The sequence below is a fragment of the Myxococcus guangdongensis genome (assembly GCF_024198255.1).
Taxonomy (GTDB): Bacteria; Myxococcota; Myxococcia; order Myxococcales; family Myxococcaceae; genus Myxococcus; species Myxococcus guangdongensis.
This window is the reverse complement of the sequence record NZ_JAJVKW010000003.1, coordinates 651,611-674,385: the sequence shown is the minus strand read 5'-3', so window position 1 is coordinate 674,385 and position 22,775 is coordinate 651,611. Positions and strand designations below refer to the sequence as shown.

The following is a 22,775-nucleotide window of genomic DNA, read 5'->3' as shown; positions in this document are numbered from 1 at the left end:
CTAGCCTTTCACGCGCTGGACCAGCTCGGTCACCAGCGCCTCGACTTCCTGCTGCCGCGCGTCGTCCTTGAACCGGCCCTCCGGCGTGAAGGCCTCCGCGGCCCGCGCCAGGTGCACCTGCGTGGGCAGCACCAGCGCGCCCACCGACGACATCACCTGCCGCAGGTGCGGCTGCATGCGCGCGGTGCCGAAGTTGCCGGGGCTGGCGCCCATGAGGGCGGTCCACTTGCCCTGGAACAGCCGGCCGGGCGCGCGCGACGCCCAGTCGATGGTGTTCTTCAGGCCGCCCGGAATCGACGAGTTGTACTCGGGGCTCGAGATGAGGAAGCCCTGGGCCTTCGCCACCCGCTCGCGCAGGGCGACGACGCTCGGGGGCATCCCCTGGGCCTCCACGTCACCGTCGTAGAGCGGCACGCCCAGCGTCTTCAAGTCGACCACGTCCACGTCGGCGCCGAGCGCGCGGGCCTTCTCCACGCCCAGCGCCAGGAGCTTCTGGTTGAAACCGCCGGTGCGCAGGCTGCCCGCGATGGCCAGGATGCGAGGTGCGCTCACCCTCCCACCTCGCGCTGCACCTGGGCCACGGTGCCCTCGATGAGGGCTTGAATCTCCTTGAGGCGCTCGGGCGTGTTGGCCTCGAAGCGCAGCACCAGGATGGGCTGGGTGTTGGAGGCGCGGATGAGGCCCCAGCCGTCGGGGAACGTCACGCGCACGCCGTCCACGTCGATGATGTCGTGGCCCGCCGCGCGCAGCGTCTCCGTGGCGCGCTTGACCATCTCGAACTTCTTCTCCTCCTTCGTGTCGAAGCGCAGCTCGGGGCTGGCGTACGTCTTCGGCACGTCCGCGAGCAGCTCCGACATCTTCTGCTTCTCGTGGGTGAGGATTTCCAGCAGGCGCGCGGACGAGTACACCGCGTCGTCGAAGCCGAAGTAGCGGTTCTTGAAGAAGATGTGGCCGCTCATCTCACCGGCCAGCTCCGCGTGCTCCTCCTTCATCTTCGCCTTGATGAGCGAGTGGCCCGCCTTCCACATCACGGGCTTGCCGCCGCGCTTGGCGATGTCGTCGTACAGCGTGTAGCTGCACTTGACTTCGCCGACGATGGCCGCGCCCGGGCTGTCCTTGAGCACGTAGCGGCTGAAGAGGACCATGAGCTGGTCGCCCCAGAGGATGTTGCCCTGGTCGTCGATGACGCCGATGCGGTCGCTGTCGCCGTCGTAGGCGATGCCCACCTCGGCCTTCTCGCGCTTCACCGCGGCGATGAGGTCCTGGAGGTTCTCCACCACCGTGGGGTCCGGGTGGTGGTTGGGGAACGTCGCGTCCATCTCGCAGAACAGGGGCACCACGTCGAAGCCCATGCTCTCGAACAGCGGGACGGCGATGGCGCCGCCGGTGCCGTTGCCCGCGTCGATGACGATCTTCATCCCCTTGCGACCCACCTTCACCGTCTGGCGGACGAAGTGGTTGTAGGGGGTGATGATGTCGAACGGCGTCACGGTGCCGGGCGTCGCGGAGACCTCGAAGTCACGCGCCTCGATGAGGCGGCGCAGCGCCTGGATTTCGTGGCTGTGGAAGGTCGTCTTGCCCGCGCCAATCTTGAAGCCGTTGTACTCGGGCGGGTTGTGGCTGCCGGTAATCATGGCCAGGCCATCCACCGGCAGGGTGTTGGCGGCGAAGTAGGTCAGCGGCGTGGGCACCACGCCCACGTCGAAGACGTTGAGGCCCGTGGACGTCAGGCCGGCACAGAGCGAGTCGCGGAAGCGGGTGGAGGACTCGCGGCAGTCGCGGCCCACGGCGATGAAGCGGCCGCCGTTGCGGCGGATGATGGTGCCCAGGCCCTTGCCCAGGAGCTCCACCACTTCGGCCGTGAGGTCCTTGTCCACCAGACCCCGGATGTCGTACTCGCGGAAGATATGCGCGTTCATGAAGGTGTCCCCGCCCTCCGCTTGGAACCGGAGGGCATGACAGAGGGCGGCGGACTCTACACGAGCGCGATGGTTCCCGGCACCCGACAGGGGGACTGCGCGGCCTGCTGAACGCTGCCCCCTCGGCGCCCCTGTGAATCCCTGGGGTGCCAATCAACCCCCGCACCCGCCCGGCTGTCGGGCGGCCGAGGCGCCTGGCTCCCTCTGCCGAGGGAGGAGCGTGCGCTCCGGGTGGGTCCGCCTCCTGGGGCGAAAGCCCTCCAGGCAAGCCCTCATGGGTCGGAGAAGTTCGAGTGGGCCCCGTCCTGGCGTGCCCCGGCCTTCAGTGCGCAACGGCCTCCACGCCCGCGCCCTCGACGGAGAGCGGCACCTCGTGGCGCGCCTGCCCGCGCAGGGCCTGGTAGTGGCGCAGCCAGGAGGCGTTGAGCGGGTCCAACGCCAGCGCCTCCGCGTAGCGCTCCAGGGCCGCGTCGTGCTGGCCGCGGACCTCCAGCGCATGGCCCTGCGTGAAGAGCGCCCGGGCCCGCGACTCCGCCAGCGGACGCGCCGCGAGGAAGGCGCCGCGCATCACCTCCGCCTGCTCGTCCGCCAGCCCCGCGTCGAGGCAGCGGGCGACCCCCGCGAGGTTCCCCCGCGTGGCGTCGTAACCGGCGCGTGACACCGCGTCGCCCAGCATGCGGCCCGCCGCCTCCACGCGGCGCAGCAGCGCCTCCAGCGCCTGACGCTGTCCCAACGGCAGGGTGCGCTGACGGAAGAGGTTCAGCCGGCGCAGCGCCGAGGTGGCGCGGCGGCGCACCGCCTCGAAGTCCTCGTGCGGCAGCGCGCCGAGCAGCGCGTACGGGTCCTTCTCCACCACCGCCGCGCGCGACAGCACCCGGGCCAGCTCCGCGTCCGGCACCGGCTCCGCCTCCAGCGCGCTCGGGCCCTTGCCCAACCCGAGCGCGTGCGCCAGCAGCTCCCGCGCCGCGTCCCCCGCGAACTGCACGTGCAGCCCCGACTCACCGTTCCACGTCCGCGCCTCCTCGCGCGTGACATGGCGGACCACGTCGCAGTCGCACGCCACCTTGCGGCCCCGGAACGTCAGCTCCACCGGGAGCTGCGAGGCGAGCGGAGGCAGCACCCCCGCCCACGTGGCGAAGAAGCCATCCACCGTCACGTCACCCAGGCGCACGGGCACCAGCTCCGCGTCCGTGGCCAGCCCCAGCCGCACGAGCAGCCCCCGGGGCGACTCCATCTTCGGCGGCGTCAGCTCGGCCGTCGGCACCTGCTCGTAGGCGACCTCGCGCAGCGCGCGGTGCAGCGGCGTGGCGTCGTCCTCCGGGAGGATGTGGCCGAAGAGGGAGATGCTCCCCCGCGACGTGCGCGTGCGCTGCGGGGGCGCGGGCCGCACCCGGCCGATGCCCTGGCTGTCCAGCAGCGCCTCCCGGAAACAGACCGCGTCCGGGTACCGCTCTGAGGGGCGCTGCGACAGCGCGCGCAGCAGCACGTCCGACAGCGCGCGCGGCACGCGAGGGTTGAGCTCATGCGGCGCCGCGGGCGACAGCGCCCCCACGCGTCCGAAGCCGAAGGGCAGCCGACCCGTGGCCAGCAGGTAGCCCACCACGCCCAAGGCGTAGATGTCCGTGCGCCCGTCCACCGCGTCCTGCGCCCACTGCTCCGGCGCGAGGAACGCGGGCGAGCCCACCACCATGCCGCACGCGCGCTCCTCGCGGGACAGGCTGGCGGTGAGCACCTCGCGCGAGCCGAAGCCCAGCACCTTCACCCGCCGCTCCCCGCGCGAATCCCACGTCAGCACCAGGCTGTCCGCGCTCAGTCCACCGTGCACGCGGCCCTGCGCGTGGGCGACCTCCAGCGCGCACAGCGCCTGGGCCAGCACCAGCACCACCTCCGCGGGAGCCAGCGGCATGGGCAGCTTCGAGAAGGGCTCCCCTTCCGCGTGCTCCATCAGCATGCACGGCAGCCCCGCGGGGCCGAGGCGCGCGTCCAGCACCCGCGCGACATGGCGGTGCTTGAGCGAGCGCAGCGCGCGGGCCTCCATGAGGAAGCGCGAGCGCACCACCGGCTGGGCCGCCAGGTGCGGGTGCAGCACCTTCACCGCGAAGCGGTGCCCCGTGGGCGTGTGCTCCGCCAGGTACACCGTGCCCAACGCCCCCGAGCCCAACGGCGCGCCCAGCACCAGCGGGCCATGCCGCTGCCCCTCCAGGGACGGCGCTCGAGGACACACCGACCCCACCGGATGCTCCACCGCGCAGTGACTGCAAGCCATGTTCGAGCTCCGCCCCGTCCACCCCGAGATGGGGTGGGCGGCGACGGCCCTGCAACCCGCGTGCACCCGCCCCTTCGTCAGCGACTGGACAGGACAACCTCCCGCTAGGACGAGAAAGCAGGGAACCCCGTTACCCACGGAGCGGAAGTTCTTTCAGCCCCGGGGTCGGAAGTTTCTCCAGCGCACACCAGGCGCCTTGGCCTACAGGTACTTCTGCAGCTTGCGGGCCTTGAGGGCCTCGACCACCTTGCGCACGTCCTGGCTCTTCTCGCGGGGCACCACCAGCACCGCGTCGCCGGAGTCCACCACCACCACGTCGGTGAGGCCCACGACGGACAGCGGGCGCTTGTCGGCGAGGACGATGCAGCCCTTGCAGTCCACCACGACGGCCAGGTCGCCGGAGATGACGTTGCCGTGCGCGTCGGCGGGGCGCACCTCGGGGATGGCCGCGAAGGAGCCGACGTCCGACCAGCCGAAGTCCCCCGGCAGCACCGCGATGTTGGAGGCCTTCTCCATCACGCCGTAGTCGATGGAGATGGAGGGCAGCTTGGGGAACACCTTCTTGAGCACCGCGCCGAAGGTGCGCTTGCCGGCGGCGTCACTGAGCGCCTTGAGGCCCTTCTTCATCTCCGGCATGTGCTGCGCGAAGGCGGCCAGGATGACGTCCGCGCGGAAGACGAAGATGCCGCCGTTCCACAGGTACTCACCCGACGACACGTAGGCCTTCGCCGTGTCCGTGTCGGGCTTCTCCTTGAACGCCTTCACCGCGCGGCCACCGCCCCCCAGCGCGTCGCCCACCTGGATGTAGCCGTAGCCCGTCTCCGGGCGGTTGGGCTGGATGCCCAGGGTGACGATGTGGCCCCCTTCGGCGATGCGCGCGGCCTGCTCCAGCACGCGCTTGAAACCCGGCACGTCGGCCACGTGGTGGTCGGAGGGCAGCACCACCATGACGCCCTTCGGGTCGCGGGCGGCCACCTGCACCGCGGCGAGCGCGATGGCGGGCGCGGTGTTGCGGGCCACGGGCTCCACCAGGAGGTTGGGCTTGGGCAGGCCCTTCACCAGCTTCAGGGCGGCCTTCGCGTGCAGCGGGCCACACACGATGAAGGTGTTCTTCACCGTGGCCAGGCCCTTGAGGCGCTGGGCCGTGTCGGTGATGAGCGGCAGCTTCGAGGCGAGCGGGAGGAACTGCTTGGGGCGCGCCTGCCGGGACAGCGGCCAGAAGCGCGTGCCGGAGCCACCGGCCATGATGACGGGGTAGAGGGCCATGCGGGGTACGACTCCTGCGAGTGCCGGCTCGTCGCCAGCGAGAAGCGCCAGGGTCTTCCCCCCGGCGTGACTGGCGGCGCACCATACCGTTTCGGCCTTTCCGGGAAAGAGGGCAGCCGTGACGAAGCCAGCCCCTCGCCAGCCGTTGCGACTCCCACCTTCCCGTCCACCCCGCCCGGCCGGATGCCCCCCGGACGACGGAGCGGCCGGAAGTGGCGGGAGTTTTGACCCGCCCCCGAAAAGCCAGTCTCATGCCGCGCTGTTGGACTTCCTCAAGGCCAGATCCACCGGGCTGACGCTCCTCCTCACCTGCGCGTTGACGTTGGGGCTTTCGCTCGCCCCGATTCCGGAGGCGTGGCGTCCCTTGCCCTCCCTCCAGCGTGGTCCGCTGCAAGAGAAGCTGGTGGCGCTGGCCGTCCCCGCGAGGTTCCTGGGTGGCCAGCCCGTCCCCGCGCCGGAGACGGAGGTGGCCGCGGGTCAGCCGACGAAGCCCACCGCGCCCCCCGAGGACGAGGCGGGCGAGGACGCGGGCACCGACGTCGCCGCGCTCCCCCCCGACCAGCCCGTGGTGCCCACCGTGCCGGGCATCGGCCTGGAGGAGCTGAGCGCGCCTTCACTGGCCCGCGCGGTGGAGCTGGAGGCGCTGCGCGAGAAGATGAGCGCCCAGCACGTGGACATCGAGCTCAACTGCCGCAAGGCGCGAGCGGATGGCACGTGCGAGGAGGACGGGCTCGCTCCATTCCACAAGGCGCTGGGCGAATTGCGCGCGGACACCCGACGCACGCCCGTGCGCGTGGTGCACCTGGGCGACTCGCTGGTGGCGTCCGACTACATCACCGACGTGGTGCGGGACAGGCTCCAGGAGCGCTTCGGCTCGGGCGGCAAGGGCTTCCTCTTCATCACCCGCCCCGCGAGCGCGGGCCGGTGGACGCGCTCCGGCCGGGGCTCGGACGGGTGGACCATCGAGCGGCTGGTGGACACCAAGTGGCCCCGCGACAGGGTGGGCTGGACGGGCGTGGCCTTCACCGCGGCGGGGGGCTCGCAGAACACGAAGTACGACGCCGAGGGCGCGAGGGTCGCGGAGCTGTTCTTCCTGGCCCAGCCCTCCAGCGGCTCCGTGCAGCTCTCCGTGGATGGCCGTCCGCTGCAGCGCATCCAGACGCGCGGCTTCTCCAAGACGAAGTCGGAGGCGGCCTTCGCGCGGGTGAACCTGCCCGAGGGCGCCAAGACGCTGACGCTCACCACCTCCGGTCGGGTGGAGCTGCACGGCGTGACGCTGGAGACGGGCACGCCGGGCGTCATCTACGACACGGTGGGCCTGCTGGGCGGCATGGCGGAGGTGTACCTGCGCGCCCAGCCCGCGGCCTTCCGCGCGCAGCTGCGTCAGCGCAAGCCCTCCATGGTGGTGCTGATGGTGGGCGGCAACGAGGCGTTCTTCTACTCGCGCGAGCGCACCACCTTGGAGGAAGTGCGCGCGCAGATGAAGGAGCTCGTCTCTCGCGTGCGCGCCAACGTGCCGGACGCGGCGTGCCTCGTGATGTCGCCCATCGACGCGGGCGTGCGGACCATGGGCGGCGAGCCGGTGCCGCGCCGAGGGTCCAAGGAGGTCTCCGACATCTTCCGCGAGGAGGCGCGCCTGGGCGGCTGCGCGTTCTGGGACGCGTACAACGCCATGGGTGGCGAGGGCGCGGCGCTGCGGTGGTTGGAGGCGGGGCTGATGCTGGAGGACCTGGTGCACCCGCGCGCCAAGGGCTCCGACCTGCTGGGCCACCTCTTCGACCTCGCGCTCCAGCGCAGCTTCGCCAAGGCGCACACCCCGCTGGTGCCGGTGGCGGACGCGCCGGGGCTGCAGGACGCGGACCTCGCGCTGACGCGGACCTTCGACAAGCTGCGCCGCCGCGAGTCGGGTGAGGCGCTGCGCGTGGGCATCGCCCAGCTGGGCGCGTCGCATACCGCGTCGCACTACTTCACGGACGCGGTGCGGGACGTGCTCTCGCAGCGCTTCGGCGACGCGGGCCGGGGCTTCATCGCCGCGGGCAAGTCCTCGCCTCGCCTGGACAAGGCGCGCGTGGCGCGCGAGCTGACGGGAGAGTGGAAGGTGGAGGACGCGCTGGACTCGACGCCGGGCGGCGTGTGGGGCCTGACGGGCATCCGCGTGGTGGGCGCGCCGGGCTCGAAGCTGCGCATCCAGTTCTGCAAGGGCTGCCCCGAGGAGAAGTCGCGCACGGGCCGGTTGGACCTGTACGCGCTCGACGTGCCGGACGTGGCGTCGCCGGACATCCGCGTGGACGGCGAGGACATCCCGCCGGACGCGCCTCCGCCCGAGCCGCTCACCACGCCCACCGTGCGCATCCGCTCCTTCCCCGTCACCGGCACCTCGCACGAGGTGGAGGTCGCGGCGGCGCCGAACAGCCGAGTCACGGTGCTGGGCGCGGCGCTGGAGTACGACACGCCGGGCGTGGTGCTGGACGCGCTGGGGCTCCCGGGCTCCACGTCCTTCACCCTGCGGGACATGGACGCGGCGGCGGTCGACGCGCAGCTCGCGTCGCGGCGGCCGGACCTGCTCGTGTTCTGGTACGGCACCAACGAGGCGAACCTGGTGGGCCTGGACGCGCAGGGGTTGTCGGGCGACTACACGGCGCTCATCTCGCGGCTGCGCAAGGCCACGGGCAACGCGGAGTGCCTGGTGCTGGGCCCCACGGACCGGCTGGCGAAGGACGCGAGCGGCCACTGGACGGAGGCGCCCTCGCTGGCGACGGTGCTGGGCACGCTGCCTCGCGTCGCGCGGGACGCGGGGTGCGCGTACTGGTCCCCTCGCGCGGCCATGGGCGGTGAGCGGGCGATGCTGCGCTGGCAGCGCTCGCGGCCGGTGTACGGGCACGCGGACGGCGTGCACCTGACGCCCGAGGGTTACGAGCGACTGGCGGCGAGCTTCGCCCGGGACTTCCTGTCGGCCTACGAGGCGCGCAAGAAGGGCGAGCCCACCGCGCGCATGGAGGGGAACTGACGTGCTGTCGCACAGCCTCCAGTACCTCGTGTTCGTCATCGCGGTGTTCGCGCTCTACTGGGCGGTGCACCGTCACTACGGGCCGCGCATGCTGGTGCTCCTGGGCGCCAGCGTCTTCTTCTACACGGCCTTCACGCCCTTCCCGCTGCTCATCTTCCTGGCGGGCGTCACGGTGGACCATGTGCTCGTCAAGGGCATGGGCCGCGCGCGGTCGCCCGGCGTGCGCAAGCTGCTCGTCACGCTGTCGGTGGTGTCGAACCTGGGGCTGCTCGCGGGCTTCAAGTACCTGGAGCTCTTGCGCCAGACGGCGCTCTCGCTGATTCCCGCCTCGTGGGGCCTCCACGTCCGCGAGACGCCGTTCGATTTGATTCTGCCGCTGGGCCTGTCGTTCTACGTCTTCCAGGCCATCAGCTACACGGTGGACGTGTACCGGGGGAAGGCCAGCTCCGAGCACTCGTTCATCGAGCACCTGCTCTACATGCTGTTCTTCCCGCGCGTGGTGAGCGGTCCCATCATCCGCGCGTCGGAGCTGCTCGAGCGCTTCCGCGACGTGCCCACGCTGACGCCCGAGGACGGCGGCCGGGCGATGTTCCGGATTGCCGTGGGCCTGGTGAAGAAGCTGGTCATCGCGGACGTGCTGGGCAGCGGAATCGTGGACCCGGTGTTCGCCGCGCCGGAGAAGTACGCCTCCGCCGAGTGCATCGTCGCGGCGGTGGCCTACACCTTCGAGCTCTACTACGACTTCTCGGGCTACTCGGACATCGCGCTGGGCGTGGCGGCGCTGTTCGGCTTCAAGTTCCCGGAGAACTTCAACCGGCCGTACCTGGCGAAGAACGTGGGCGAGTTCTGGAACCGGTGGCACATGAGCCTGTCCACCTGGCTGCGGGACTACCTGTACCGGCCGCTGGGCGGCAACCGCGTGTCCAAGCCGCGCGTGCTCTTCAACCTGATGATGGTGATGGTGCTGGGCGGCCTGTGGCACGGAGCGGACTGGCGCTTCGCCGTGTGGGGCGCCGTGCACGGCGTGGCGCTGGGGCTGACGCGCTGCTGGGAGTGGTGGGTGGGCAAGCCGGAGCGCCCGGGCATCCCCCGCATCGCGGCGGGCATGCTGGCCACCTTCACGCTGGTGGTGCTCACGCGCGTGGTGTTCCGCGCGCACACCATGACGGACGCGGGTGAGTTCTACGCGCGGATGATGGCGGGCGTGCCGGGCATCGCCAACGTCAGCCCGCTGGTGTGGGGCATGCTGGCCGCGGCGGTGTTCTTCCACGTGGTGCCGATGAAGCTCTACACGGTGGCCTCGGAGGCGTTCGTCCGGATGCCGGTGCCCGTGCGCGCGATGACGCTCGTGGTGCTCGGCCTGGGCATCCGCCACCTGGCCTCCGTGGAGGCGCGGCCGTACGTCTACCTGCAGTTCTAGCCGCGCGCGCCGAGGAGCGACTCGAAGTCCGGCACCTGCGTCAGCTGCGTGAGGAAGTCACGCAGGATGCGCGCGGTGGCGCCCCAGATGACGTGGGACTCGTACGTGTAGAAGTACAAGTCCCGCTCCGCGCCGAAGACCTCCTTGCGCTCCACGCGCAAGATGGCCGGGTCCAAGAGCCGCGCCAGCGGCACCTCGAGGATGAAGGCGACTTCTTCCGGGCTCGGCGTGTAGCGGCCGTCCCCCGGAATCACGCCCACGAAGGGACGCACGCGGTACTGGGAGATGGTGGGCACCTCGTCCAGCATGCCCAGCACGCGCACGCCCCGACGGTCGATGCCCAGCTCTTCTTCCGTCTCGCGCAGCGCGGTGTGCAGCGGCGTCAGGTCCTCCGCGTCGCGGCCTCCGCCGGGGTAGCTGTACTGGTTGGCGTGGGTGCGCAGCGTGGCCGGGCGGCGGGTGAACACCATGTGGGGCACGCCGTCGCGCTCGAACAGCGGCACCAGCACGGAGGCCTCGCGCAGCACCAGCCCCGGCAGGTCCACGCTGCGCGCGGGGCGCGTGGACAACCGCGCCTCCACCGCCTGGAACAACGACTCCACGCTCACGACGCCACGCCTCCGCGACTAGTCGGTGATCTGCTTCTCGAGCTGCTGCTTGCCCGGCTCGGGCGGCACGTCCACGTTCTCCACGCCCGACAGCGGCTTGAGCACGTTCATCTGGAGCAGCACCAGCAGCAGCACGCCCAGCGCCACGCGGTACACCACGAACACCAGCGTGGTGCGCGAGCGCAGGTAGTTCAACAACCACGCAATCGCCGCCATGCCCGAGGCGAACGCCACCAGCGTGCCCACCCAGAGCGACACGGCGCTGGGCCGCTCGGTGGCCTCCAGCAGGTGCTTGAGCTCGAAGATGCCCGCGAGCGTGGTGGCGGGGATGGACAACAGGAACGAGTAGCGCGCGGCGTCCTCGCGCTTGAGGCCGAGCGACAGGCCGCCCGTCAGCGTGGTGCCCGAGCGCGACGAGCCCGGGATGAGCGCCAGCGCCTGCCACAGGCCGATGAGGATGCCGTCCTTCCACGTCATGTCCGCCAGCGTCCGCTTGTGGGAGGCGCGCTTCTCCACCACGAAGAGGATGAGGGCCAGGATGATGAGGCTGCCGGAGATGACGTAGAGCGAGCGGAACTGCGTCTCGATGGCCTTCTTGAAGGCCAGGCCACACAGGCCGATGGGCAGCGTGCCCACCAGGACGAACCACGCCAGGCGCGACTCCACGGTGCCGAAGGGCTCGCGCTTCGCCAGGCCCTTGAAGAAGGCGGTGACGAGGGAGACGATGTCCTTGCGGAAGTAGATGAGCACGGCGGCGACCGTGCCCAGTTGGATGACGGCCGAGTACGCGGCCCCCGGGTCCTTCCAGCCGAACAGCTCCGGCGCGATGCGCAGGTGGGCGGTGGAGCTGATGGGCAGGAACTCGGTGAGACCCTGGACCAGTCCCAGGACGATGGCTTCTAGCAGGCTCATAGGCGCGGTCCCGGGATGTATGCCCGGACACCGCCGCCAGCAAGGGCGTTCCTGTGCGTGTGTGACTCGCAGAGCATGCGGCGCTCCCGACCCACCACCGGTCCAGGTAGGCTCTCCTCCCGAGACATGCCCCCTGCCCCACCCTGCCCCTGTTCCTCCGGCCTGCGCTACCGCGAGTGCTGCGCCCCCTTCCACAAGGGTGAGGCGGAAGCCCCCGACGCCGAGCGCCTGATGCGCAGCCGCTACAGCGCCTTCGCCCAGCGCGAGGCCGCCTACCTGTGGAAGACCCTCCACCCCCAGCACCCGGACCGCGCCCGGCCCGAGGCCGACGTCGTGCGGGAGCTGCGCGTCTTCGCCCAGGGACACCAGTTCCCCAAGCTGGTGGTGATGGACCGGCAGGCGCCGGACGCCCAGGGCAACGCCCAGGTGCTCTTCTTCGCCAAGGTGTTCGAGAAGGGCAAGGAGCGCTCCTTCGTCGAGCGCTCGGACTTCCGCCATGACGGCGTCGGCTGGCGCTACCTGTCCGGGCACACCCTGATGCTCCGTGAGCTGACCGTGCCTCCCGAGTCCCTCACCCTCGCGACGTTCCCCAGGTAGGAGCCCTTCGATGCCCTCCGCGCCGAAGAAGAAGTCGCCCACGCTGGAGGAGGCCACGAACCAGGGGGACTGGGCGAGTGTCCTCGCGCACCTGCTCACCCGGTGGCGCGCCGCGCCCCACTCGGTGCTGGCCGAGCGCATCATCGGCCTGGGCAAGAAGCTCGCGGCGGACACGCCCGTGCCCAAGGACTGGGACGCGCTCGCCGAGAAGCGGGACGCGGCGACGCTCACGACGCTGCTCGCGGCGCTGCTCGACAAGGGCTCGGTGAAGGCGAGGCCGCGACTGGAGACGCTGGCGAAGTGGCCCGAGGACCCGCGCATCGACCGCTGGGTCGCGAGCCAGTTCGCGGAGCCGCCCTTCACCAGCACCGGCGCGCGGCCCTTCTGGACGAGGCTTGCGCCCCTGGCGCGCCGCATCCGGGACGCGCGGGCCGCGAGCACGGTGCTGAAGGCGCGCAAGGGCTACGACTTGAAGGACGACGCCGAGGCCTTCTTCGCCGGGCACGTCGACCGGATTCGCGCCCAGCTCGACGCCGCGTCCCGCGAAGGTGCGCTCTCCGCCGCGGACCACAGGGCCATCATCCACGTCGACGCGGAGATGAGGGAAGCGGAGCCCGTCGCGCTTCGGAAGGCCAGGGACGCGGGCGAGCGCACCAACGCCGACGGCGGGACCCTCCTTCCGGTCGACGCGGAGATGCCGGATGCAGACCCCGTCGCGCGGAGGAAGGTCGGGGACGCGGAGGCGCTGCTCGCGCGGGTGCTGGCGGAGCCAGGAGACGACGAGGCCCGCGCGGTGCTGGCGGATGTCCTGCTGGAGCAAGGCCATCCGCGCGGCGAGCTCATCGCCCTCCAGCTCGAGGCCACGCGCCGGGCGCTCACCGCCGCCGAGCGCAAACGCGAGCGGGAGCTACTCAAGAGCGCGCGCAAGGAGCTGCTCGGCCCGCTCGACGAGGTGCTCAAGCCCGACTGCGTCTTCACCCGAGGCTTCCTGTCCCACGCCGCGCTGAAGCAGGGCAACGCGAGCGGCCTCCAGCGCGCCATCCAGAAGACCTCGGGCCATCCCCTCTGGGCCACGGTGGAGCACCTGGAAGGTCGCGGGGACTACGACATCACCACGGACCCGGTGATGAAGTCGCTGCGCTCGCTCGTGAACAGCGACGTGAGGACGCAGGATCTGGCGAAGCGGCCCGGGCTCGAGTCCCTCGCGATGCGTGGCGCCCTGGACCAATGGGTGGAGCTGGCCCAGGACCCCAGCGCGTTCCCCGCGCTGCGCCACCTGGACATCTTCGCCTTCCACTGGTGGGCCGCGCGCTTCCTGGACTCACCGCTCGTGTCGCGACTGGAGCGCCTCCAGCTCCGCGTCTACGTCAGTGGCCCCTCCGCCGCGGAGGCGCTGGCCCTCATCCCGCTCGTCCCGAGGCTGAAGGTCCCGGACCTCACCTTCCGGCTGGTGCGCAACGACTCCAAGGACTGGAGCTGCGGCTTCCGCTTCGTGCGCGGACCCGATGGCAGGCACGAGGTCCACCTCTTCACCACGGCGATGAACGAGCCCTACGAGCAGCTCGTGCGCGATGACCTCCTGGCGGGACTCGAGCGCATCGACCGGCTCGAGCCCTTCAAGCGCTCGAAGCTCATCCTGGACCATCGGCTCCGGACGGACGCGAGGCACGAGGTCCTGCAACGGGTCGGCGAGCTCGATGGCGTGCTCGCGGAGTGACGCTCGAACCCTCTTTGCCGCGAGGAGCCCGACGCGCGGTCCGGGCTCCTCGCCTCGACTCACCTGATTACCGAGGCACCGTCGAGCCCGTGGGCGGCGTGGTGTCCGGCTTCTCCGGCGCGGGGTCCGAGGCCGCGTCGATGGCATTGGCCGTCTTCCAGGCCAAGTTCGCGAACGAGTTGGGGACCGTGGGCGCGGCGCCGCCTTCGTCCGTCGGGTCCGGCGGCGGCTTGTCGCCAATCTCGTCCTGCTGATTGGTGCAGGGGTCGTACGTCTCCCCCTCGGTCGGGTCCTTGTCCTCCTGAGGGTTGCCCTGCTGCGGGTTGGAGCTCGTATCCACCGCGGCGTTGCCCACCGAGCCGCCCTTGCGCAGCTTCACCGGCGCGCTGAACACCGTCATCGGCAGGCCCAGCCGTTGGACGCGGGCGAAGAACGCATCGCTCGTCCCCCGGCTGCCCACGACCGCGTACGCGAAGCGCCCCTGCTCGGGAGTGACGCCCAGCGCGAGGTACTGGCCCGTCCTGCGGCACAGCCCGACGACCACCTGCGTGGCGCCCTCAGGCAGCTGCGCGTTGGGCGGCAGCGGCTGGACGGTGGGGACCTTCGGCAGCGGCGCCGCCTCCGGGCACGAGGGGTTCGGCGTCGGCCGCGAGCCCAGCGTACGGCATCCCGTCAAGGCGCCCACGAACAGCACACACATCATCAGCTTCTTCGAGGTCTTCATCGTCGTTCCCCCTCCAGTCCATCCAGGCGGGCCCATCCCGCCGTCAATCGAAGACCAGGACGGAGCGCACCCAGCTGCGTGGGTCTCGCTTCATCCAGGCCATCCGCACATCCCTCAGCGCGTTGGCCGCGCGCTCGCCGTGTTGAATCCGCTCCCTCACGGCATTGAAGAAAGGTCCCGCTTCCGCATCCGGTACATCCACGGTCGCCGCGAGCACCGTGCTCGCGCCCGCGTCCAGGAAGGCCACCGGCAGGCTGAAGCGCTCGTACGTCCACGCGGCGCCATGCGCGGCCCGACACGCGCCGAGGATGACCAGCGGCTGGCCGCGCAGCTTCGCCCCGCGCACCTCGCCGGCGGTGAGCGCGTAGCGGCCGCTCGGCTCCGGGGACAGCACCAGCAACGAGGCCTCGGACACGTCCGGGTTCATCAGCCCGTGGGCGTGGACCTCGATTTGCGTCGCGTCCGTCATCGACTCCAGCACGCGTGACGGCGTGGCCTGACGTCCGAGCAACATCGTGGCCTCGTCTCCGGGCAGGCCCGCCCAGCCGCCGAGCATCGGCAGGCCCAGCGCCTCGGGCGCCTGCACATCGGCGACGACGAGGCGGCGAGGAGCCCGCGTACCGGTCGCGACGGGTGGAGCACGCACCGAGTGGTACGCCCAGGCGAGGTCCTCCGGCAGCAGCCCCGCGCGACCATGGAGCGGCGGGCGCGCCACCACCTCCACGGAAGGACAGGCGCGCAGCAGGTCCGCCATCGCGTCGGGGATGAGTCCCTGGAGTTCATCGTGCAGGGGCTCCCTGCGGCTCGCGTCGTGGTGGCCCACGAGCTGACCTTCCGGGCCCCGCGCCAGCACGAAGGTGCGCTCGACGTCCGTGGTGACGGCCAGGACACAGTGCTCGGGGAGCCGTCCGCCCACCTCTTCACCGAAGAGGCGCCATGCCTGCTCGTACTCGCCCGCCTTGGCGGCGGAGAAGAGCAGGGAGGTGTAGCTGTACGCGCGGGCCTTGCGTGCATCCACGCTGGTGGTGGGCAGCTTCGCGGCCTCGGCGATGGATTGGCGGAGCAGGGCCTCGCCTTTCGGCCGGTCGCGCTCGACGACGTAGCGGCCCTCGATGTGCGTCAGCAGCGCCGACTCGCCCGGCGTGAGGTTTCCCTTCTGACGTCGCTCCGCCAGGCCTTGCACGAGGCGCGCATCGAGCGCCGGGTCGGGCTGGAGCCGGGCCAGGTCCGCCAGCGTCTTCGCTCCCGACAACAGCAGGGGCGTCTTGCACGCGAGCGCCTCGCGCATTCGGGCCTGCGCGCTCTCCACGGAGAATGCGTCCAGCAGCGCCAGGGCATCGTTGGCGCGGACGAAGTGACGGATGGTGCAGTCATCGGGGCGCTGGGCCAGCGCCTCGTCCAGATAGCCCCGTGCGAGCGCGGCGTCGCCCTGGTAGCGCGCGAGCTGTCCGAGCTGGAGCAGGAGCTGGGCCTCTCCCCAGCGCGGGTCCGCGCGGTACAGCGCGCGTGCGGCCAGCAGGTGACGCTGGGCTTCGGCCAACCGATGGAGCTGGCGATAGAGGTCACCCAGGTCGGACTCGATGGGGATGCAGCGGTATCCCAGCGGATGCTCCTGGCAACGCGCCGCCGCGCCCAGCAGGAGCTGCTCGGCCTGGAGCAGCTCGCCTCGGGAGATGGCCTGCAGCGCGCGCTCGTGCTCCAGGAGCAGCGTGAACCACGGGTCCTCGAGCTTCGTGACGAGCCGGGAGACCTCGTCCAGGTGGTCCACCACCTTGCTCTCGCGGACGAGTGCACCCAGGAAGAGGTCCTGTTCTCCAGCGCGACGTACGTCCTCGAGGAACGCGGCGAATCCGCCCGAGACCTGGTGGGTGCGGTACAGCTCCAGGTACCGACGGGCGAGGGGCGCGCGGACCTGGAAGTCGCGCGTCAGCGTCCACTGGAGGGCATCGCGAAGGACGGTGCCGCCCGAGTGAGCGTCCAGCGTCGCCGCCATCGGCGCCAGGGTGCGCACGCGCTCCACGGTGGGGGCCGCGCGAAGGGCCTCGTAGAAATACATGCGGAAGATGCCGGGCTGCGCGCGGAGCACGTCATCGGGCACAGGCGCGCCCTCCACGATGAGGGACTGTCCCCACGTCGACGTCTTGCGCCAGTCCTCGGTGCCTCGCAGCCGACCGCGCGCGGACTCGGCGCGAGCGGTCGCCTCCTGCGCCCAGCCGGACTCACCCAATGCAGCCACCGCGTCGAACGACTGCGCGGCCAGCCCCCAGAGCTCCAGGTCACGCAACACCAGCGCGCGGTTCCACAGGGCCTGTGCATGCGTGGGCCGCGAGACGAGGACCCCCTCCAGCAACGCGAGCGCGGAGGCCGAGTCACCGCGGTCCAGCGCCATGATGGCCTGGTCGCTCGCGACGTCCGGCGACGCGGCCGCCTTCGACAGATAGGGCGCGGCCATCTCCGCGTTGCGGCGCACCAGATAGGCCGCCGCGAGGCCGTGCAGGTCACCCGCGGCCTCCAGTCGCGCCAGCTCGCTCAAGGGTGCAGGAGCCGCGCGGCCCGCATCCACCGAAGAGCGCAGAGGCCCATAGGGTCGGTACACGTCCGCGCCCGGATAGCTGACCCGGGCCTCGAGCATGCGCACGGACGCGCTCGTGAGGAACAGCTCGGGCGACACGGGAGCGACACGGCGCGAGCGCAAGCCCGCGAGGATTGCCGCGCCTCCCGCCACCACCACCACCGCCACGAGAACGGCCGACTTCGGCCTCGGAATCCAGGACCCGGACCCTGCATCCACCGGCGTACTCCCCGCGTATGTGCCCTGGCAGCCCATGCCCACTCAACGACAGGTCGCCAGAATCTTCCCGTCACACGCTACGCCGCTTCGAACACCGCGGCGAAAACGAGGCGCCAGGCCACGCCCCCCTGCCGGCTGAAGCGGCCTGGACCGCGGCCACGGAGCACAGGTCCGAGAACCACAGCAGCGCGGATGAATCACCGCACCCCTGTGGTCCTCCAGCCACGCGCACGACTCCGTCCCGGCGAGTCCTCCTGGCCTGCCCCTTGCTCCCAGCGCACGCCCGACACAGCAGGCCCCCCAGTCGTCAGGAGTCCCATGTCCCGCTGCCTCCCCCTCCGCGCAGTGCTCCTCACCCTCCTCGTCACCCCGGGCGCGCTCGCGGCGCCTCCCAAGAAGCCCACGCACCCAGGCTGCTTCCTCGTGATGGACCTGGACTCCGGCGAAGTCACACGCAACGACTCGAAGCTGTGCGCCACGCCGCTCGTCCCGGCCTCCACCTTCAAGGTTCCCCACGCCCTCATCGCCTTGGAGACCGGCGTCGTGTCGAGCGTGGACGAGGTGCGCGAGTGGGACGGCACCCAGCACGCCATCTCGATGTGGAACCAGGACCAGACGCTCGACACCGCGATGCGCCGCTCGGCGCTGTGGGTCTTCCAGGGCACCGCGAAACAGATTGGCCACGAGCGCATGGAGCAATGGCTCATGCGCCTCGACTACGGCAACCGCAAAGCCTCCGGCGACATCACCCGCTTCTGGCTCGGCGGCCCGCTGCGCATCACCCCCGACGCGCAGCTCGACTTCCTCGCGCGCATGTACCGGGGCCAGCTCCTCGTCAGCCCCCGCGTCCTCGAGGCCGTCCAGGGCACGCTCGTCCATGGCCCCGACACCGTCGCCAGCGTCCGTGACGGCATCAACCTGGGAGGCCCCTGGAAGGACAACGCCACCTTGAGCGCCAAGACAGGCTGGCACCTGGACGCCAAGAACGGAGACGTGATGTGGCTGGTGGGACACGTGTCCTCGCCCAAGGGACGCCACGTGTTCGTCAGCGCCGTGAAGCAGCCCGCGGGCAGCAAGTCCCCGCCGCGAAACCTCGCGCTCCCCGCCGCCATCGAGGCGCTCCAGGCGCGCGGCCTGCTCTGAAGCAACCCCGCAAAGACAACGGGCCGCTCCCACTGTCGGGAAGCGGCCCGCGTCGAGCCCCGGCCCCTGTGAAGAGGCCGGGCGTCACAGCGAACTCAGACCGCCTTCAGGCGGCGGGAGCTGGTGCTGGTGGCGGCCTCACGCAGGGCATCCTTGCGGTCGGTGCGCTCCCAGGTGAACTCCTTCTCCGTGCGGCCGAAGTGACCGTACGCGGCGGTCTTCTGGTAGATGGGCCGCAGCAGGTCCAGGCCCTCGGTGATTTCGCGAGGACGCAGGCCGAACGTCTGACGGATGGCCTTGGCGATGCGCTCCTCCGGCACCGTGGCGGTGCCGAACGTCTCCACCATCACGCTGACCGGCTCGGCCACGCCGATGGCGTAGGAGACCTGCACCTCGCAACGACGCGCCAGGCCCGCGGCCACCACGTTCTTCGCGATGTAGCGGCCCATGTACGCCGCCGAGCGGTCCACCTTGGACGGGTCCTTGCCGCTGAACGCGCCGCCGCCGTGACGGCCCATGCCGCCGTAGGTGTCGACGATGATCTTCCGGCCCGTCAGGCCCGAGTCGCCCATGGGGCCACCCACCACGAACCGACCCGTGGGGTTGATGTAGAACTTCGTCTTGTTGTCGATGAGCTTCTTGGGGAGCGCCTTCGCGATGACGTCCTCGCGGATGGCCTCCTGGATGCGCTTGTTGGAGATGTCGTCCGAGTGCTGCGTGGACACCACCACCGCGTCGATGCGCACCGGGCGGCCCTCGCGGTACTCCACCGTCACCTGGCTCTTGCCGTCCGGGCGAAGCCAGTCGTGCTGCTTGCGGCGCACGTCGGCGAGCTTGCGCGTGAGCGCGTGCGCGTAGTGCAGCGGGGCGGGCATCAGCTCCGGCGTCTCGTCGCACGCGAAGCCGAACATCATGCCCTGGTCACCGGCGCCCTGCTCCTTCTTGTTGTCCACGCCGCGCGCGATGTCCTGGCTCTGGCCCTCGATGGCCACCATGACGCCGCACGTGTTGCCGTCGTAGCCCATCGAGCTGTCGGTGTAGCCGATCTTGCAGATGGTGCTGCGCACGATGCGCGGGATGTCCACGTACGTGTTCGTCGTCACCTCACCCGCGACGATGGCCAGACCCGTCTTGACCAGCGTCTCCACCGCGACGCGCGCCTGGGGGTCCTTGGCGATGATGGCATCCAGGACGCCGTCGGAGATCTGGTCGGCGATCTTGTCCGGGTGTCCCTCGGTGACGGATTCAGACGTGAAGAGGAAGTCGGTAGGCATGTCGGCTCTATGAAAGAAGGAGGCGCATACGACGCGCGAAGGGCAGGACACTAAAGTGTGGTCCTGGGGGAGTCAAACAGCCATCAATGCCCGTACATTCGCGGGCGCCCCCTGGGCAAACGGGCAGGGTCGGAAGCCCTCGCCCCGCATGGGGATGAATTTCGCGAGGCGCCCGGCGTTCTCCTGGGCTAACAGAACGCCGAGCAATCCCGTTGGAGGACTCGCCCGACATGAACACCCGCTTCCGTACCCTCTCCCTCCTGGTCGCCTTCGCCTTCGCACTGCCCGCCTCCGCCGCGGCGCCGAAGAAGGACGACCCGGTCGTCAAGCCCGTGAAGACGGTGGTGTCGTCCGTGCGCTACGAGCGAGACGCCGCGGCGCTCAAGCTCTTCGGCGGTGAGGAGCAAGGCAAGTACCTGCTCGGCGACGAGTGGGCCAAGGGCACCGACGCGCAACGCAAGGAGTTCGTCAGCCTCTTCCACGGCCTGTTCGCGAAGATTGCCTTCCCGCGCGTGCGCGAGAACTTCAAGTCGCTGGAGGACATCGTCTACTCGCCCGCCGAGGTGAAGGGCGAAGAGGCCACCGTGGACTCGGTCGTCTTCATCAAGCACCCGCTGAAGACGCAGGAGATGAAGCTGAAGTACCGGCTGGTGAAGGACGCGGCCGCGTGGAAGGTGGTGGACGTGACGGTGCTCGGCTCCTCCATGCTCCAGGACATCCGCGACACGCAGGTGCAGCCGCTGCTCAAGCAGGGCGGCTGGGAGCTGCTGCTGGGCCGCATGCGCCAGGAGCTGGCGAAGAAGTAGCCGCCGCGCCCACTCCCGGCGACCAGGCCACCAGGCCCCAGGTCGCCGGAGGGGTTCCGAGGGGATGCCGGGCTGGCGTAGTCTGGCCCTCCCCCTCTGGCCTGGTTGATGACCGCCTCCCTCTTGGTTCCCCCCCCGAGCCGCTCCCAGCATGGCCCCTCCGAGCGGGAGGTCGACGCGTTCTGCATGCAGTACGCGCCCCGAACGCCGGGCCACCCCGCGGTGCGGGACTTGTACCGGCTGCTGCGCGACGTCCCCGAGGACGGCCTGGAGGCGCGGCTCGCCTGGGTGGAGCGGTGGATGGCGTGGCTGCGCGAGCGCCTCCCCGCGCACGCGCTGGTGGACGAAGCCGAGCCGGAACAGCCCCCCGCCGACGCGCGCCTGACGCTGATGGTGCGCGTGGTGGAGGGCGAGCCCGCCATGCGCGCGAGCCTCACCGCCCTGGTGTCCGGCGTGTGCGACGGCAGCCGGGGACTGAAGCTCTTTGCCCAGGTGGGCCTGCCCGCGGGCCAGGGCTTCTTCGCGGAGGCGTCCGACCGGCTGGCCCGCGCGGTGATGCCCGCGCCGCCCGAGCCCGGCAAGCTGTCGGAGCTCCTGCTGCGGCTATTCCCCGTGCCCGAGGACGCCAGGTGGCTTTCGCACCTGTCACCCGCCCTGCTCGCGAAGCTGTCCGCGCTGGTGGGCGAGCCGCGTCCCCCCCTGCCCCAGCCGGGCGCCCGCGTGCGCGCGGACCTGATGGACGCGCTCCTGCTGCTGGCCCTCCAGACGGCGGCGCTGGGCACCACCGAGGACGTGAGGGATCGCGCGCCGGAGACGCCCCTGCGCGCCTCGCCCTTCCTGAGGTTGCGGTTGGTGTGCGACGCGGTGCTGGCGCGCGACGCGGCCCAGGACACGCTGCGGGACTTGAGCACGTGCGTGGACGACTGCCGGCAGGTGGTGGGCAGCGTGTCGCGACACCTGGAGGAGGCGGGCGTCAGCGTGGACCTGGTGTACCGGCTGGAGCGCATCCGCCGGAGCCTGGAGCGAATGGAGGCCATCGCCCGGGTGCTGGGCGCGCCCCGGGGTGAGCCGCGCTGGCGCGAGGCGCTGGGCCTGTTGTCGGACCTGCTGCGGCGGGCGCACGCGGACCGCTCGGTGGTGGAGCTGGCGCGGCGCAACGTGCGGATGCTGGCGCGCAAGATCATCGAGCGCGCGGGCCACTCGGGCGAGCACTACATCACCACCACGCGCCCGGAGTTCCACGCGATGGTGCACTCCGCGGCGGGGGGCGGCGTGGTGACGGCCGTGGCCGTGGCCGGCAAGTTCCTCATCACCGCGGTGCCGCTCGCGCCCCTGTTCGCGCTGCTCGGCGTGGGGCTCAACTACGCGGTCGCCTTCATGTTCATCCAGGCGCTGGGCTTCACGCTGGCCACCAAGCAGCCCTCCGTCACGGCCGCCACGCTCGCGGGCGCCATCGGCGAGGGCGCGCGCGGCGACCGGCTCTCCAGCCTGGTGGACATCATCCCGCGCATCACCCGCTCCCAGCTGGCCGCCTTCGCGGGCAACCTGGGCTGCGTGCTGCCCGCCGCCGTGGTGCTGGCCCTGCTGTGGCAGGTGGCCACGGGGCACCCGTTCCTGAGCCCCGCCAAGGCCCAGGCCACGGTGGCCTCCATGCACCCGTGGAAGAGCGGCGCGCTTTTGTACGCGGCCTTGACGGGCGTGCTGCTGTGGCTGTCCAGCGTGGCGGGCGGGTGGCTGGAGAACTTCGTGGTGTACCGGAGGCTGCCGGAGGCGCTCGCGCACCACCGCCTGGCGCGGCGGCTCTTCGGGGACAAGGGCGCGCGGCGGCTCGCCGAGGGGCTGGAGCACACGGCCTCCGGCCTGGGCACCAACGTGACGCTGGGCTTCCTGCTGGCGCTGATGACGATATTGGGGCGCTTCGTGGGGCTGCCCCTGGACATCCGCCATGTCACCTTCGCGCTCGGCGGCCTGGCCATGGCGGGCTCGGCGCTGGGCCCGCAGGGGGTGCTCCAGCCGGACTTCCTGTGGGCGCTCGTGGGCGTGGGGCTCATCGGGTTCATCAACTTCGCGGTGTCGTTCAGCCTGGCCCTGGGGGTGGCGGTGCGCGCGCGCGACGTGCCCAGCTCGGAGGCCCTGCCGTTCCTGCGGGCGGTCGTCGCCCGCTTCCTGTCGGCCCCCCGCTCGTTCTTCCTGCCCCCCGGGGAGCCCCCGGCGCTCACGGCCAACACCGCCCTGGAACACGGCGGCCCCTGACGGGGCGTTTATTCCCAGGTTTCGAGCGGGGCTCCCCCGTGGCCCGGGAGCCGGCCGGGCAAGTCATGCCGC

At 71.1% G+C, this 22,775-nt stretch carries 16 protein-coding genes; 7 read left to right on the top strand and 9 right to left on the bottom strand.

Annotated features, from left to right (window positions below; all coding sequences use genetic code 11):
• The 4 genes from LXT21_RS12200 to LXT21_RS12185 all read right to left on the bottom strand — a co-directional run bounded on the left by LXT21_RS12200 (position 1) and on the right by LXT21_RS12185 (position 5,451).
• The gene (locus tag LXT21_RS12200) at positions 1-552 is read right to left on the bottom strand and encodes an NADPH-dependent FMN reductase (RefSeq protein WP_254038283.1); all 552 of its coding nucleotides are present in this window, start codon (positions 550-552) and stop codon (positions 1-3) included.
• Positions 549-1,919, bottom strand: a complete 1,371-nt coding sequence (locus tag LXT21_RS12195) for a phosphomannomutase/phosphoglucomutase (RefSeq protein WP_254038282.1) — start codon at positions 1,917-1,919, stop codon at positions 549-551. Before LXT21_RS12195 ends, LXT21_RS12200 begins: the two co-directional genes overlap by 4 nt.
• A gap of 322 nt (positions 1,920-2,241) precedes the next feature.
• Complete coding sequence (locus LXT21_RS12190; protein ID WP_254038281.1) at positions 2,242-4,185, bottom strand: protein kinase domain-containing protein; 1,944 nt, start codon at positions 4,183-4,185, stop codon at positions 2,242-2,244.
• Positions 4,186-4,386: 201 nt separating this feature from the next.
• The gene (locus LXT21_RS12185) at positions 4,387-5,451 is read right to left on the bottom strand and encodes a mannose-1-phosphate guanylyltransferase (RefSeq protein ID WP_254038280.1); all 1,065 of its coding nucleotides are present in this window, start codon (positions 5,449-5,451) and stop codon (positions 4,387-4,389) included.
• A gap of 70 nt (positions 5,452-5,521) precedes the next feature.
• Here LXT21_RS12185 and LXT21_RS12180 point away from each other — a divergent pair, with 70 nt between their 5' ends.
• Positions 5,522-8,458, top strand: coding sequence for a GDSL-type esterase/lipase family protein (locus tag LXT21_RS12180; RefSeq protein WP_254038542.1), 2,937 nt, complete (start codon positions 5,522-5,524; stop codon positions 8,456-8,458).
• 1 nt (position 8,459) lies between these two features.
• Complete coding sequence (locus LXT21_RS12175) at positions 8,460-9,878, top strand: MBOAT family O-acyltransferase (protein ID WP_254038279.1); 1,419 nt, start codon at positions 8,460-8,462, stop codon at positions 9,876-9,878.
• Here the strand turns inward: LXT21_RS12175 and LXT21_RS12170 are convergent.
• Both LXT21_RS12170 and LXT21_RS12165 read right to left on the bottom strand, forming a co-directional pair.
• Positions 9,875-10,486: an NUDIX hydrolase gene (locus LXT21_RS12170; protein WP_254038278.1), complete on the bottom strand. Its 612-nt coding sequence runs from the start codon at positions 10,484-10,486 to the stop codon at positions 9,875-9,877. The two genes, LXT21_RS12175 and LXT21_RS12170, sit on opposite strands and share 4 nt — an antisense overlap.
• A gap of 18 nt (positions 10,487-10,504) precedes the next feature.
• Positions 10,505-11,398 (bottom strand): undecaprenyl-diphosphate phosphatase, encoded by an 894-nt coding sequence (locus LXT21_RS12165; RefSeq protein ID WP_254038277.1) that lies wholly within the window; start codon positions 11,396-11,398, stop codon positions 10,505-10,507.
• Positions 11,399-11,524: 126 nt separating this feature from the next.
• Here LXT21_RS12165 and LXT21_RS12160 point away from each other — a divergent pair, with 126 nt between their 5' ends.
• Both LXT21_RS12160 and LXT21_RS12155 read left to right on the top strand, forming a co-directional pair.
• Positions 11,525-11,995 (top strand): YchJ family protein, encoded by a 471-nt coding sequence (locus tag LXT21_RS12160; RefSeq protein ID WP_223746991.1) that lies wholly within the window; start codon positions 11,525-11,527, stop codon positions 11,993-11,995.
• 10 nt (positions 11,996-12,005) lie between these two features.
• Positions 12,006-13,712: a TIGR02996 domain-containing protein gene (locus LXT21_RS12155; protein ID WP_254038276.1), complete on the top strand. Its 1,707-nt coding sequence runs from the start codon at positions 12,006-12,008 to the stop codon at positions 13,710-13,712.
• Between the two features lie 67 nt (positions 13,713-13,779).
• Here LXT21_RS12155 and LXT21_RS12150 read toward each other — a convergent pair whose 3' ends face one another.
• Together LXT21_RS12150 and LXT21_RS12145 are read right to left on the bottom strand one after the other, a co-directional pair.
• A complete protein-coding gene (locus LXT21_RS12150; RefSeq protein WP_254038275.1) occupies positions 13,780-14,436 on the bottom strand; it encodes a hypothetical protein in 657 nt (218 codons plus the stop codon).
• A gap of 43 nt (positions 14,437-14,479) precedes the next feature.
• Positions 14,480-17,227 (bottom strand): CHAT domain-containing protein, encoded by a 2,748-nt coding sequence (locus tag LXT21_RS12145; protein WP_254038274.1) that lies wholly within the window; start codon positions 17,225-17,227, stop codon positions 14,480-14,482.
• Positions 17,228-17,545: 318 nt separating this feature from the next.
• Here LXT21_RS12145 and LXT21_RS12140 point away from each other — a divergent pair, with 318 nt between their 5' ends.
• A complete protein-coding gene (locus LXT21_RS12140) occupies positions 17,546-18,370 on the top strand; it encodes a penicillin-binding transpeptidase domain-containing protein (RefSeq protein WP_254038273.1) in 825 nt (274 codons plus the stop codon).
• Between the two features lie 95 nt (positions 18,371-18,465).
• Here the strand turns inward: LXT21_RS12140 and metK are convergent, their stop codons facing one another.
• Complete coding sequence (gene metK, locus LXT21_RS12135) at positions 18,466-19,644, bottom strand: methionine adenosyltransferase (protein WP_254038272.1); 1,179 nt, start codon at positions 19,642-19,644, stop codon at positions 18,466-18,468.
• 230 nt (positions 19,645-19,874) lie between these two features.
• On the opposite strand from metK, the gene LXT21_RS12130 reads away from it, so the two are divergent.
• A complete protein-coding gene (locus LXT21_RS12130; RefSeq protein WP_254038271.1) occupies positions 19,875-20,450 on the top strand; it encodes an ABC transporter substrate-binding protein in 576 nt (191 codons plus the stop codon).
• Positions 20,451-20,636: 186 nt separating this feature from the next.
• Complete coding sequence (locus LXT21_RS12125; protein WP_254038270.1) at positions 20,637-22,703, top strand: site-specific recombinase; 2,067 nt, start codon at positions 20,637-20,639, stop codon at positions 22,701-22,703.
• The last annotated feature ends 72 nt before the right edge of the window (positions 22,704-22,775 follow it).